Below are 13,136 nucleotides of genomic sequence, written 5' to 3' on the forward strand. Positions count from 1 at the left end.
ACTGTGTTGGTTACAGCGACGCAGCGATCCACTCGACGCCGATCCGGAGGCGGCTGAGATGTTCGACCTGTAGCACTGGTGCTACAGTAGCGTTGTGGCCAAGCAGATCACCCAGCGGGAGCTGCGTAATAACAGCGGCGAGATCATGCGCCAGCTTGATCAAGGCGAGTCGTTCGTCGTGACCAGGAACGGCGTCCCGGTCGGCGAGCTGTGCCCGCTGCGCCGGCATCGATTCGTCGCCGCCGAAGCGGCTGTCGCCGCGTTCAGGGGCGCTCCGCGGGTGGACTTCGACCGGTTCCGACAAGATCTCGATCGGGCAGCCAGCCAGGAGATCGCGCCTCGTGGCTGAGGCTGCGCGTGCGGCGCGGGGACTCATCGACACCTCGGTCGTGATCGATCTGGATCACCTCGACGCCGAGCAGCTCCCCAGGGAACTGGCCATCAGCGCCCTTACTATGGCTGAACTCGCCGCCGGTCCGCACGCAACGGCCGATGCCGGCGAGCGCGCACGACGTCAGGATCGCCTACAGCGAGCCGAGGCCAACTTCGATCCACTGCCGTTTGACAGCGACTCGGCGAGGGCCTATGGACGCGTCTACGCCGCGATCGCCGCGACGGGTCGAAAGGCACGTGGTCCCCGAGCCGTCGATCTGTTGATCGCCGCCACCGCCGTGGCCACCAACCTGCCGCTGTACACACGCAACGTCGATGACTTCCAGGGGCTCGAACGCGTACTGACCATCGTCGGCATCTGATTGCCGCGTGCTCGCGACTTCGGCGAGCGCCAATTCGCTGTCAGCCGCCGACTCGGAGTTGGTGTTCACCACCGCGCGGTGCCGCGACGCGGTGTTTCGACTGGGTTGGAATCACCGTCCGGCACTGGTGCGAGCCGCGTTGCGGCGCGCGCCAAAGCACGTATATTGTCATCATTCGATGCTGAAAAACGTGCCTGGAGGTAGGGATGCGGACGACGATCGCCTTGGATGATGACCTCGTCCGAGAAGCGCAGCGCTTGACGGGAACCACCGAAAAGAGCGCGTTGGTTCGTGAGGCCCTGCGAGCACTGATCGAGCGCGAAAGCGCCCGACGTCTAGCCAAACTGGCGGGCAGCGAACCCACGCTGGAAGCCGTCCCGAGACGGCAGACAACACGGTGATCCTCGTCGACACGTCGATTTGGGTTAAGCACCTGCGCGTCGGCGACCCACAGCTTGTCACCCTCCTGCAGGACGGACACGTGCTGACCCACCCGTGCGTCATCGGCGAACTCGCACTCGGCCAATTGTCTCGTCGCAGCGAGATTCTCGGGCTGCTCCACAACCTTCCGCACGCACAGACCGCAACCGACGCCGAGGTGCTGAACCTGGTCGAAAGCCGGCAGCTATTCGGGCTCGGCATCGGTTACGTCGATGCGCACCTACTGGCCGCGACGCTCCTAACCGCAGGAGCCCGCCTGTGGACAGGCGACAAGCGGCTCGCGACGGTCGCCGCACAGCTCAGACTTAGCGCGGAGCCGACGGCCTAAGCGAGTGAACGCCGCTCACGGCGTCGGTGGGTGGTCCTTAGCCAGTGGGCGCCACCCTTTGCTGGGGTTGTCGACGTGGGAGGAGTTCGGCGAACTGCCCCTCCGTCTTGAGCGTGCCGTCGTCGACGGCGAGCCGATGACGGATCTGGATTGGGCGCGAGTGCTGTTTTGACTGAAGTCACGTGTGCCAGCGACCTAATCGGGCCAGGCCTGGACTTCGCGAGGATGACCGAATGCGGCTGCTTTGTGGATCAGCCGGCGCAATCGACCGCGATCTCGAGGGCTGCGCAGATCTCGCGCATCCGGGCGTCGGCAAGCCGGCCAAGGCGGCTGACCAAGACCGCGACCGAGACGTTTTCCACCGAGTCCAGGTTGACCGCACAGTGGCGCGGGATCGGGTCGGAATCCGGTTCCAGGACGACCTCGCTGGCGAGTCCCCGGGGATGGTCGTGGTGCACGGCGCGACGAGGGCACGCCGGAGCCGAGGGATCGCCGCGTCACGGGACAGCACAACGACTGGGCGGCGGCCGGTCTCGGCCGGCTCACACCACCTCACCTCCCCGCGAGCGGGCAACACGCTCACGACGCGCCCGCCGCGCGCCGCCACGATGCCAGATCGCCCCACTCATCCGGCTCCTCGACCGGGTGCTTGTCATAGGCGGTATAGCCGGCGTCGACCTCGGCGGATCGGTGGCGAGCGAGCAATGCCGCGAGGGCCTCATCGATGAGGGCGGCGTCGGTGATTCCCGACCGCAGGCGCCGTGCACTGTCGAGGAGTTCGGCATCCACCGTCGTGCTGAGCCGTATGCGGCTCATGGCATGAGTATGCCACTAACACCACGGCCCGCTGCCGCGGCAAACCCGGCACGGATGTCGGTGCCACGATGCATACTGCCTCCTGTCGAAGGAGATGCAGGTGACTACGGCCAGTTCGCGGGTTGGCCGCAGATTCGGCAAGTACAGCCTGTGCCGGTTGCTGGGCCGGGGCGGGATGGGTGAGGTCTACGAGGCCTACGACACCGACAAGGGCAGAACCGTTGCCCTGAAAATCCTTGCCGAGCAGTACTCGCAGGACGAACGGTTCCGCACGCGCTTTCAGCGTGAGTCACACGCCGCGGCGATTCTACAAGAGCCACACGTCATTCCGATCCATGACTGGGGCGAAATCGACGGCAACCTCTACATCGATATGCGGCTGGCCAAGGGGCAAACACTGCACGAGTTGCTCAAGAAAGGGCCGCTGGAACCCGAGCGCGCAGCGGCCATCATCAACCAGGTCGCCTCGGCGTTGGACGCGGCGCACGCCGAGGGACTGATTCATCGCGACGTCAAGCCGCAAAACATCATCGTCACACCGGGCGATTTCGCCTACCTGGTCGACTTCGGTATCGCCGAGGCCAAGGGCGACACCCATCTGACGATGGACGGCTACCACATCGGCAGCCTCGACTACATGGCGCCCGAACGATTCACCGACCAGCCGACCACGCCCGCGGCCGATGTCTATTCGCTGGCCTGCGTGCTGCACCAGGCGCTGACCGGACAAAGTCCCTTCCCGAGTCGCAGCCTCGAGCAGGCCATGGCGGCGCACATCACCTCGCCGCCGCCGCGCCCCAGCGTCATCAACCCGCTGGTGCCTGCGTCGTTCGACGACGTCATTGCCCGCGGCATGGCCAAAGAACCCGACGACCGCTACGGCAGCGCGGGCGCGCTGGGGCGCGCCGCCCAACGCGCACTGAAAGGAAACGGACACACGCCGTCTCAGACCGATACGATGCCGGCCCCCGGCAATGTGGGTCCTGGATGGTTCGGCGCGCAACCAGGCGGTCCTGCAACGGCTCCCACGGTTGCCGCGCCTGCCGGGGCGATGCGCGGCGGCTCGGGGACGCGAACGCTATTGATCGTTGTCGCAGTTGCCTCGGCGCTGCTCTTGGGTGGCGTTGGTGTCGTCATCGGTCTTCTCGCCAACCAAAAGTCCGGACCCGAACCCAGCGCTGCACCCACGATCGCCTACCCCACCCAGCCGTTTTCCGCCGCTCCTGAACCCGCCACCACCACCGAAATGCCTTCGGCGCCAACAGCGCCCACGTCCACCCCCGAGTCGCCGCCGGCGGATCCCGAGGCGGCCGCTCTGCAACGGCTGCGCCAACGCGCGCGCTCGGACCGCCCCTTTGTCGCCGCCGAACTTGCCGATCATTGGGTGCCGCAACTCAGTTCCAAGCGCCCGGGGGTCGTCGACGAGGGCGTGGTGTGGAATAACGCAATGATCCTGCAGGAGCATCTTGACCTGCGCGAGCAGTATCGCGATGTCCGACTGCTGTGGTCGGGCGACTGGTCGACATTCTCCGCGCCGGATTATTGGGTCACCGTCGTCGGCATCACCTACCCCGACGCGTCGGGTGCGCTGGCGTGGTGCAGAAGCCACGGTTTTGACCGCGACCACTGCATCGCCAAGCTGATCAGCGCAACGCACCCGGTGGCGGGCAGCACCGCGTACAACTGACCGCAGAATCGCCGGGCACACTCACCCATTCACTCAAGCCCGGCCCGGCCGACTGCGACGATGAGCGTAAAGGTCCTGGCGCCCTCGCCGGCCGTTGTGGTGAGAACGACCGGGTAGTACCCGTCGAGCACGGATTTCGCCGCCGTGATCGTGGCGCTCTGGCTGGCTGATCCGTCGGCGGCGAATCGTCCGGACACCGGTGCCACCGCGATGGCCCCGCTGCTGTAGGAGCTGCCGGTGATGGCGTAGTCGGCACTGCCGTCGATCATCCGTTGCACATTGACGGTCACGGTACGCGCGGATCCGGGCGCGATCGCGACGATCGCCGGCGAGACGTTGATGGTCAGGGCCGAGTTGCCCCTGCCGAACGACGTTGGCGCGGAGGACTCGGCAGTACCCCAGAGCTTGCCGGGGACGGCGGAGAGTGTGAACGTGAGGTCGCCACCGGTGCGGATGATTGACTCCGGAAGAAACGTCTGATCGGTGGGCCGGCCGTCGATCCCGGATGCCCCCGGGGCGGAGATCCGGATGAATCTGCCTGCGGGAAGGGCGATTCGGATGCGATCAAAAGTGGTGTGTTCACGGTGAGGATCGGCGTTCCCGGGGTGACCGGGTACATGCCGAGCGCGGCCCACACGTACCAGCTCGACAGCGCACCCAGGTCATCGTTACCGGGCTCGCCGACCGGTGTCGGCCCGAACAGTTCGCTGCGCACCCGGGCCACCGTCTCCTGCGTCTTCCACGGTTGACCTAGATAGTTGTACAGCCACGGCACCGCGAAGCCTGGTTCGTTGCCGAGCCACAGATACGGCTCGTCCGGGCCGGCGTTGAGCTGCGTGGCGAAGCGGTCCAGCCGCTCGGCCGCCGCGTCGCGTCCACCGAGGGCGCCCACCAGGCCGGCGATGTTCTGCGGCACCATCCAGGTGTACTGCGCGGCGGTGCCCTCGTCGAATCCGTCCTTCCCCAAATCCGAAGTGGGCCCGCTGGATCTTGGCCATAGCACGAACATCTCCTCGGCGCTGCGGGGCGTGATGTAACCGGTCAGGGGGGTTGAACACGTTCCGCCAATACTGCGCCCTACTGTGGAATTCGGCTGCAATCACAGGCTCACCCAACGCGTCGACGAATCGAAAGATCGCGAAATCATCAACCGACCACTCCAGCGTGATCGAGGCGCCGTCGATGCCGTGATCACCGCGAAACGGCACGGTCTGCGGCGCATAACCATGCTCCAGACAGGTGGTGATCCCCGGCCGCTGCACATAGCCGCCCCGCTCGCCACCGCCGTCGCTCGCCGCCTTCAACATGTAATACAGCGCCCGCTTGACATCAAAGTCCTTGGCCCCGAATGTGTACAGGTTGACGATCAGCGGAACCACGCTGTCTTCGGTCATTTCCCCGCTCGCCGCATTGGTCAGCGCCCACCGCCGCAACGACCCGCTTTGCTCAGCGTCGTTGACCAGCGACTGGGCCATATCGCTGGCCCGTTGCGGAAATAGCAGCGCCTGCAGGGCGGCCAGGCAACGGTAGGTGTCCCAATCGGAGAAGTTCGCGTACTGGGTGTGCCCGCGCGCCACCGTGTGCACCACACCGTCGAACCCCAGATAGGCGCCGTCGGCGTCGTGAAACGTGTTGGGATGCAACCGCGAATGATACAGGGCGGTGTAGAACGTCTTCACCTGGTCGCCACGGGCAGCTGCCACCCGACTGCGCGACAGCGCGGCGTGCCACGCGCTCGATGCGGCGGCGCGCACCGCGTCGAAACCCGCACCACCCTCGGCGGCCAGGTTGGCTCGCGCCCCGTCCACACTCACGGAAGACAACGCGGTACGCACCTCGAGCACCGAGCCGGGCGCAAACTCCACCCATCCCTTACTGCACACCCGCCACGCGCGTGGGCGTTTCGACCCGCACCGGCAGGAGGCTAGACCGAAGTTGCGACGTGCTCGGATCGGGGATTAGCCGTTTGAGCTTTGGGCCCACAACGGGTCAGCCCTTAGAGACGGCTTGGGTCGCACCGACCCGAGCGACCGCTACTTGGCCCGGATGGCGGATTCAACCTCCTCGGCGGGTATTTCCTTAGTGCAAAAGTACCAGTCCTGGCACGTCATGCCCTCGGCGAGGGTTTCTTGTCGCTCTTTCATGCCGGTCATGTTTTCGGGAATGGGCAAGATGACGGGATCGCCGGGTTGCCAATCTGCCGGAGTGGCGACGCCGAAATGATCGGTGGTCTGCAAAGCCTTGATGACACGCAGCAACTCTGCGGAGTTGCGCCCGAGAATCAGCGGATAATAGATGATTGCGCGGATGACTCCTTTGGGGTCAATGAAAAAAACCGCTCGCACCGCTTTGGTGGAATCCTCGCCCGGCATGATCATCCCGTATTTCCGCGCGACCTGCTGAGACGCATCGTCGATCACCGGAAAAGTGACATCGACATTCTTGTGATCACGGAAGGTGATCTTGTCTTTGATCTGCTGAAGCCAGGCGAGGTGGCTGGCGATCCCATCGACTGAGAGGCCCAATAGCTCTGTGTTGTAAGCCGCCAATTGTTGCTGCATCGAGGCAAAAGTCACAAATTCTGAGGTGCAGACCGGGGTGAAATCTCCCGGGTGCGAGAAAAAGATCACCCACTTACCTTTATAGTCTGCGGGAAAATGGATCTTACCCTGGGTGGTGACTGCAGTGAATTCCGGAGCCGGGTCACCGATACGCGGCATAGTTGTGGTGGCGCCCGATCCCTCGGCGGTGGTGGTCATGGCGAACTATCCTTTCCAGTCTTGGGAAAACACAGCAGGTATGACAATTTTAGTGTTTCTTTAGTGTTTCGCGCTGAGTTCCGGGGCTCGCTCGTCAGCATCGGAGCGTCTGTTGCGACGACCGATATGGGCTTCGGCGCGTAACCGGGGGATCATGTGGGGGTAGTGCAGCTCGAACGCCGGGCGCTCGGAGCGGATTCTGGGCAGTTCGTAGAAGTTGTGCCGCGGGGGTGGGCAGGTGGTCGCCCACTCCAGGGAGTTGCCGTAGCCCCACGGGTCGTCGACGGTGACCGGTTCGCCGTAGCGCCAGCTTGTGAACACGTTCCACACGAACGGCAGCATCGACGCCCCCAGGATGAACGCCCCGATTGTGGAGACCACGTTAAGCGGCTGGAAGCCGTCGCTGGGCAGATAGTCGGCGTAGCGGCGTGGCATGCCCATGTCACCGAGCCAGTGCTGCACCAAAAACGTGGTGTTAAACCCGATCAGCGTCAACCAGAAATGCAGTTTGCCCAGCCGCTCGTCCAGCAGCCGTCCGGTCATCTTCGGAAACCAGAAATAGATCCCGGCGAAGGTGGAGAACACGATGGTGCCGAACAGCGTGTAGTGGAAATGCGCGACCACGAAATAGCTGTCGGTGACGTGAAAGTCCAGCGGCGGGCTGGCCAACAGCACCCCGGAGAGCCCGCCGAGCAGGAAGGTGACCAAAAAACCGAACGCCCACAGCATCGGTGTTTCGAAGGTCAGCTGGCCCTTCCACATGGTGCCAGCCCAGTTGAAGAACTTCATTCCGGTCGGCACCGCAATCAGATACGAGGTCAAGCTGAAAAACGACAGCAGCACCGCGCCCGTGGCGAACATGTGATGCGCCCACACCGTGATCGACAGCCCGGCGATGCCCAGGGTGGCATAGACCAGGGTGGTGTAGCCGAAGACGGGTTTGCGGCTAAATACCGGGAAGATCTCGGTGACGACCCCGAAGAACGGCAGCGCCACGATGTAGACCTCGGGGTGGCCGAAAAACCAGAACAGGTGCTGCCAGAGGATCGGACCGCCGTTGGCCGGGTCGTAGATATGCCCCCCGAGATGGCGGTCGTAGGCCAGCGCGAACAGCGCGGCGGTCAGCACCGGGAAAGCGATGAGCACGATGATCGAGGTCACCAAGATGTCCCAAGTAAAAATCGGCATCCGAAACATCGTCATCCCGGGTGCGCGCATGCACACCACGGTGGTGATCATGTTGACCGCGCCCAGGATGGTGCCCAAACCGGCCACAATCAGACCCATGACCCACAGGTCGGCGCCAGCACCCGGGTTGTGGACGGCGTCGGACAGCGGGGTGTAGGCGGTCCAGCCGAAATCGGCCGCCCCGCCGGGGGTGATGAAACCCGCGAGTGCGATCAAAGCGCCAAACAAAAACAACCAGAACGACAACGCGTTCAGCCGGGGAAACGCCACATCCGGGGCGCCGATTTGCAGCGGCAGCACCAGGTTGGCGAAGCCGAACACGATCGGGGTGGCATACAGCAGCAGCATGATGGTGCCGTGCATGGTGAACAGCTGGTTGTACTGCTCATTGGACAAAAACTGCAAACCGGGTGCTGCCAACTCGGTGCGCATCAGCAGCGCCATCAGACCGCCGATGAAAAAAAGGCTCATGCAGGTGACCACATACATGATGCCGATCATCTTGTGGTCGGTGGTGGTGATCAGCTTGTAGATCAACGCGCCCTTGGGGCCCAATCGGGCCGGAAATGGACGGCGCGCTTGCAGCTCGGTAGCAGGCGGCGCTTCTGCAGTCATAACCCCTCCATCGTCAGACGTTCCCGACGTCGGGGAACCTCAAACCCGAGATCGATCGTTTCTACCCTAATACCTCGGGGGGTATTATGCGAGGGAGTCGTTTCGTCGGTGAAATGGAGTCGCCCGGAGGACGGTGTGGCGTCTGATGAGATCGGTCGAGCCCGCAACGCACCGCAAGGACGCAGCCGGCTGATGATTGGCCGATCGTGGTGGGGGCCGGCGAACCGATGATCGCAGTCACCGCTCCGTTATGGGTTGGTCTGGTTGTCGGGATGCTCTTTGGCGGCATCGGCGAGCTGTGGGGCATCGGAAACCCCGAGACCCTGATCCGGCTGGCGCGTTGGCAGGACCGACTGGTGGTGGGTTGCATCGCCATCGTGTGCGCTATTGGTGCGGTGAGCGTCTATGGCCTGTACGCTCTGGGGTTCTCAATGCATTTTTCACCGAAGCCGATATATGTTGTCGGTGTGGTCATCGGTGGACTTCTCTTCGGTGCTGGAATGGCTATTTCCGGGTATGTGCCGGGGTCTGAATTGATGGCTCTTGGAGAAGGACGACAGGATGCGTTCTATGCCTTTCCCGGCGGCCTCCTCGGTGCCGCGGCCTGGACAGTCTTATATCAAACCGGACTCGGCGATTGGCTAGTGCACACAGCCGATTACGGCGATCTCGTTGTTTCCGGGTCGATCCACCAGATTCGTCCGGCGTTCACGTTGCTCGTCGCGATTGCCTACGCCATCGCCCTTCTCGCCGTGGCGGCATTGCTGCCGCGTTATCGTGGTGGCACTAACTTTGTGACTCAAATGCTGCGGGGGAAAACCAATCAGCAGGATCGGGAATGGACGGCGGATACGGCGACATACTTGGCGGAAGGCGGTTTGGGCCAGCCGACATCCGGCTGGCTGCAGAACATAGTTGCCGATGTTCCTACGAGTAATTTTTATTCGCGGGTAAAACTGGGGACCAATATTTTCGTCGGCATCGTGATAACATTGGCGATTTTCCTGCATCAAATTTTTGGCGAATCGACGACATATTCGTGGTTCGCGGGTCATTTATTTCTTTCTGATTTCGCGTACAGTAAATTAGTGTTCCGGGAGATCGGCTGGGAGCCTTTTTCGGATATCGGAACTTTTCTGGGCGCCTTGATCTCAGCCCTGTTTGTGAGTCGGTATTTTCAGAATTTCAGACCGGTCATCCCGCCGTCGTGGCGTAACCGGTTCGGGCCGAGTCAATCAAAGCGAGCTGTGGGCAGCTTCGCTGGTTTTTTCCTCCTGATGTTCGGTGCCCGGATGGCGGACGGCTGTACCAGTGGGCATATCCTCAGCGGGGGAGTGCAGATGGCCGTCAGCGCCTGGGTGTTCGCGATCGCCGTCTTCATCGCGATGATTGGGACCGCTCGCATCGTCTATGGGAACGCCAGCGTCAAGGTGTCCGGATGACAAAACAGGAGATACGGCTACTGGTCGTCGTCATGTGCGGTGCGGCAGCGACGTGTCTGGTAGCAGGATTGGTGACCCACAACCGCGCGTCGACTCCGCTGACGCTGGCTGAGGTGCTGATTCCAGCCCTGATTCCGGCCGGGCTCCTCGGCTACGTCACGGTCTACTACCGGTCGGGTACCTCAGACGGGCGCCGAAGCCGGTCGACAACCGAAGGGAGATGATCATGCAGGATCAGCAGCAGGCGCCGATACCCCGCGGGGCGTTCGGGATGCCCAAGCCCCAGGGGTGGACGATTGAGCGAGTGGTCAACCTGATGGCCGGTGTCATGGTGCTGCTTACCCTGGCCCTGGGGCGGGTAGTTTCTGGCCGCTGGCGCATTCTTACCGCGTTCGTCGGCGCAAATCTCATTTTCGATGCAGCGGTGGGGTGGTGCCCAGCCAGTGTGCTGCTGCATCGACTGGGGATTCCCACCGTCATCGAGCGCGCCCAGACCCGTGATAGGTGATCCAACCGCCGGTCTTATCGCTGCGCTGCCGTTAGGTTTTGTGATCGGGCTCGCATTGGGCGGTCTCGGCGGGGGTGGCTCGATTTTGGCGGTTCCGGCTCTGGTGTATGGGGTGGGCGAATCCGCCCACACGGCGACGACGACGTCGCTGGTGGCGGTGGGAGCCACCTCGCTGGTCGGAATGATGAGCTATTGGCGCGCGGGCCGGGTGCGGGTCGTCGCGGGGCTCACCTTCGGACTGCTCGGGCTGGGCGGATCGCTGCTCGGCTCCCTGACGAGCAGATCGATTCCCAACAACGTTTTACTGCTGGCGTTTTCGGGTTTGATCCTGGTCGCCGGGTGGCGAATGCACATCCGCTACGCAGAGACGCCCTGCTGCGCGAAGCAGCTGGCTGCCGTCAGCGCGGGGCAGGACTCGGCAACCGGCGTGGGGGGTCCCGCGTTGACAGCGACGGATAAATCCGCCAGGCATAAGTCCTCGCGCTTCGCCGCCGCGGGCAAAGTGGTGATCGCCGGCAGCATCGTGGGTTTTCTTACCGGGTTGTTCGGTGTGGGTGGCGGTTTCGTGATCGTGCCCGCACTGGTCTTGGCGCTGGGCTATGAGATGCCCGTCGCCGTCGGGACTTCACTGCTGGTCATCGCCATCAGTTCGGGTGAAAGTCTGCTGTTTCGTCTCTCGAGCGAAGAGATCGACTGGCAGGTGGCGATCCCGTTCACGGCGGCTGGACTGGTCGGTGTGCTCGTCGGGGGTGCGACCGCCACGCGGGTGCCGGCCGAGCGACTCACCCGGTGGTTCGTGTGGTTGCTCATCGCAGTCGCCACGTACACCGCAGTCCAGTCCCTGATGACCATGTGAGCAAATGATTTCTCAAGAGTTACTAACGAGAGGAGCACCACATCATGGCAGCATCCGAGCAGTCGACTCTGGTGGTGCTCACGACCGGCAAGGAGGCCTTCGTCCGGGCTAACGCGGTGTTGCAGATGACGTTGATGGTGCGCAAGACCGGCGGGATGGCGGTGGAGTTGCTGCTGCTGGGTCCCGGTGTGGAGATTTTGCGTTCGAACCAAAAGAATTCTGCGCAGTTCGAGCAGCAGTTGGGCGAGCTGCGTCGGGCGGGTGTGCGGATCAGTGTCTGTGAGGTATCCCTGGCAAACCTGGGGCTCACTCGAGATCAGATGTTTGATGCTGATGTGGTGAAGGGTGGAGTGGAGGTGGGTACCCGGGTTGGGCAGGGCTGGAATGTTCTGACGTTTTAAAAGATCTGGTCATCTGAGGAAACCGACAGAAAGGACCTGCCGATGGGCACGGCCAAACCGAAGGTGGTGGTGCTGGGCAGCAGCTTCGCCGGGCTGACCACGGCCCGTTTCATCCGGCAGCACGCCGGGGACCGGGTCGATCTCGTGGTCGTCGACCGTAACCCCTATCTGACGTTCGTGCCGAATATCCAGATGGAGGTCCTCGCCGGGCACGACCCGCTGGAGACGATGCTGCTCGACACCCCGGCTATCCACGTCAAGGACGGCAACACGTTTTTAAACGCCGAGGTCGTAGCGCTGGACCCGGATGCCCGCCGGGTGCAGATCGTGCCCAGCGACCGGCCCGGCTCGGCGGTGGAGAGCCTGGCCTATGACTATGTGGTGATCGCGCTGGGCAATCGGTTGGCCTACGACCGGATCGCCGGGTTCGGTGAGCACGGCGACGCGGTGTCCAGCGGCTTTTACGGCAACAAGCTGCGCCGGCGGCTGGCGGCCTACAGAGGGGGTCCGATCGCGATCGGTTCGGCCCGATTCCATCAAGGCCTGCAGGGTAAGCCCGACTGGCTGCCGGTGGGCCTGGCGGCTTGTGAGGGCCCGCCGCTGGAGCTGGGCCTGGCGATGGCGCACTGGCTTGAATCCCACCGTCTCGGCGATGCGCACAAGATCACGTTGTTCACCCCAGCGCAGATGATCGCCGAGGACGCCGGCGAGGCGATCGTCACCTCGTTTTTGCAGATGGCCGCCAAGAAGGGGTTCGGTTATCTCAACAACACCGTCGACGTGACCCGCCTGCACGCCGAGGGGATCGAGTTCGAATCCGGAGCCAGCCTGGAGGCCGAGATCAAGATCGTCATCCCCGACTGGGTGCCCCACCAGTTCCTGGTGGAACTGCCGATCACCGACGAACGCGGTTTCGTGCTGACCGACCGGCGCATGCGCAACCCCACCCATCCGGAGATCTTGGCAGTCGGCGACGCCGCCGCCCTGACCGTCCCCAAGCTGGGCAGCCTGGGGCATCAGCAGGCCGAGATCGCCGCGCGTCAGATCGCGATCGCCGTTGGGGCGCTCGGCCACGACGACGCCGGCCCCGAATATCACCCCGAAATCCTGTGCTTCGGCGACATCGGCGGCCACCAGGGCTTCTATATCCACTCCGACACCTGGTACGGCGGCACCACCAGCGTGTTCAAGATGGGCCACGCGCCCTACGCAATGAAGCTCGCCTTCAAAGAGATGTACTTCCGCACCGGCGGCAAACCCCCGGCCTTCGGGGTACCCGCCACCCACCTGCTGATGGACCACTTCCCCGGCGAATAATCCGGTCGCAACACCAGCCGAGC

The 13,136-nt window shown here is 63.5% G+C and carries 15 protein-coding genes and 3 pseudogenes; 12 read left to right on the forward strand and 6 right to left on the reverse strand.

The window, feature by feature from the left end; all coding sequences use genetic code 11:
- The first annotated feature begins 94 nt into the window (after positions 1–94).
- The 5 genes from G6N08_RS02945 to G6N08_RS02965 all read left to right on the forward strand — a co-directional run bounded on the left by G6N08_RS02945 (position 95) and on the right by G6N08_RS02965 (position 1,696).
- Positions 95–349, forward strand: coding sequence for a type II toxin-antitoxin system Phd/YefM family antitoxin (locus G6N08_RS02945; protein WP_163754104.1), 255 nt, complete (start codon positions 95–97; stop codon positions 347–349).
- Complete coding sequence (locus G6N08_RS02950; protein ID WP_163754107.1) at positions 342–755, forward strand: type II toxin-antitoxin system VapC family toxin; 414 nt, start codon at positions 342–344, stop codon at positions 753–755. The genes G6N08_RS02945 and G6N08_RS02950 overlap by 8 nt, the downstream gene beginning before the upstream one ends.
- 206 nt (positions 756–961) lie before the next feature.
- Entirely contained in the window at positions 962–1,156 is a 195-nt protein-coding gene (locus G6N08_RS02955) for a type II toxin-antitoxin system VapB family antitoxin (RefSeq protein WP_163754111.1), read from the forward strand.
- Positions 1,153–1,524 carry a type II toxin-antitoxin system VapC family toxin gene (locus tag G6N08_RS02960; protein WP_163754113.1) on the forward strand — a complete coding sequence of 124 codons (372 nt, stop codon included), beginning with the start codon at positions 1,153–1,155 and terminating at the stop codon, positions 1,522–1,524. The genes G6N08_RS02955 and G6N08_RS02960 overlap by 4 nt, the downstream gene beginning before the upstream one ends.
- Before the next feature lie 4 nt (positions 1,525–1,528).
- Positions 1,529–1,696 (forward strand): hypothetical protein, encoded by a 168-nt coding sequence (locus G6N08_RS02965; RefSeq protein WP_163753144.1) that lies wholly within the window; start codon positions 1,529–1,531, stop codon positions 1,694–1,696.
- A gap of 79 nt (positions 1,697–1,775) precedes the next feature.
- Here G6N08_RS02965 and G6N08_RS02970 read toward each other — a convergent pair.
- Together G6N08_RS02970 and G6N08_RS02975 are read right to left on the reverse strand one after the other, a co-directional pair.
- Positions 1,776–2,107, reverse strand: a pseudogene (locus tag G6N08_RS02970) (type II toxin-antitoxin system PemK/MazF family toxin).
- Positions 2,104–2,355, reverse strand: a pseudogene (locus G6N08_RS02975) (type II toxin-antitoxin system VapB family antitoxin); the annotation flags it as partial. The pseudogenes G6N08_RS02970 and G6N08_RS02975, both read right to left, overlap by 4 nt.
- Positions 2,356–2,434: 79 nt before the next feature.
- Here G6N08_RS02975 and G6N08_RS02980 point away from each other — a divergent pair.
- Positions 2,435–4,027, forward strand: coding sequence for a serine/threonine-protein kinase (locus G6N08_RS02980; RefSeq protein ID WP_163754119.1), 1,593 nt, complete (start codon positions 2,435–2,437; stop codon positions 4,025–4,027).
- A gap of 343 nt (positions 4,028–4,370) precedes the next feature.
- On the opposite strand, the gene G6N08_RS20980 is transcribed toward G6N08_RS02980, so the two are convergent.
- From G6N08_RS20980 to ctaD, 4 genes and pseudogenes are all read right to left on the reverse strand, one after another.
- Positions 4,371–5,036, reverse strand: a complete 666-nt coding sequence (locus G6N08_RS20980; protein WP_281352725.1) for a glycoside hydrolase domain-containing protein — start codon at positions 5,034–5,036, stop codon at positions 4,371–4,373.
- Positions 5,032–5,910: pseudogene (locus G6N08_RS20985) on the reverse strand (glycoside hydrolase domain-containing protein); the annotation flags it as partial. The gene G6N08_RS20980 and the pseudogene G6N08_RS20985, both read right to left, overlap by 5 nt.
- Before the next feature lie 150 nt (positions 5,911–6,060).
- Positions 6,061–6,786 (reverse strand): peroxiredoxin, encoded by a 726-nt coding sequence (locus tag G6N08_RS02990; RefSeq protein WP_246216585.1) that lies wholly within the window; start codon positions 6,784–6,786, stop codon positions 6,061–6,063.
- Between the two features lie 60 nt (positions 6,787–6,846).
- The gene (gene ctaD, locus G6N08_RS02995; protein WP_163754121.1) at positions 6,847–8,589 is read right to left on the reverse strand and encodes an aa3-type cytochrome oxidase subunit I; all 1,743 of its coding nucleotides are present in this window, start codon (positions 8,587–8,589) and stop codon (positions 6,847–6,849) included.
- Between the two features lie 227 nt (positions 8,590–8,816).
- On the opposite strand from ctaD, the gene G6N08_RS03000 reads away from it, so the two are divergent.
- From G6N08_RS03000 to G6N08_RS03025, 6 genes are read left to right on the forward strand one after another with little or no spacing between them, the layout of a single operon-like run.
- The gene (locus G6N08_RS03000; protein ID WP_163754124.1) at positions 8,817–10,031 is read left to right on the forward strand and encodes a YeeE/YedE thiosulfate transporter family protein; all 1,215 of its coding nucleotides are present in this window, start codon (positions 8,817–8,819) and stop codon (positions 10,029–10,031) included.
- The gene (locus G6N08_RS03005) at positions 10,028–10,255 is read left to right on the forward strand and encodes a hypothetical protein (protein WP_163754127.1); all 228 of its coding nucleotides are present in this window, start codon (positions 10,028–10,030) and stop codon (positions 10,253–10,255) included. The genes G6N08_RS03000 and G6N08_RS03005 overlap by 4 nt, the downstream gene beginning before the upstream one ends.
- A 2-nt stretch (positions 10,256–10,257) precedes the next feature.
- Entirely contained in the window at positions 10,258–10,539 is a 282-nt protein-coding gene (locus tag G6N08_RS03010) for a YgaP family membrane protein (RefSeq protein WP_308494696.1), read from the forward strand.
- Positions 10,448–11,395, forward strand: a complete 948-nt coding sequence (locus G6N08_RS03015; protein ID WP_163754130.1) for a sulfite exporter TauE/SafE family protein — start codon at positions 10,448–10,450, stop codon at positions 11,393–11,395. Before G6N08_RS03010 ends, G6N08_RS03015 begins: the two co-directional genes overlap by 92 nt.
- A 44-nt stretch (positions 11,396–11,439) precedes the next feature.
- Positions 11,440–11,796, forward strand: coding sequence for a DsrE family protein (locus G6N08_RS03020; RefSeq protein ID WP_163754133.1), 357 nt, complete (start codon positions 11,440–11,442; stop codon positions 11,794–11,796).
- A 42-nt stretch (positions 11,797–11,838) separates the two neighbouring features.
- Positions 11,839–13,113 (forward strand): NAD(P)/FAD-dependent oxidoreductase, encoded by a 1,275-nt coding sequence (locus G6N08_RS03025; protein ID WP_163754135.1) that lies wholly within the window; start codon positions 11,839–11,841, stop codon positions 13,111–13,113.
- Positions 13,114–13,136: the final 23 nt, after the last annotated feature.

It is taken from the genome of Mycobacterium botniense (assembly GCF_010723305.1).
Taxonomy (GTDB): domain Bacteria; phylum Actinomycetota; class Actinomycetes; order Mycobacteriales; family Mycobacteriaceae; genus Mycobacterium; species Mycobacterium botniense.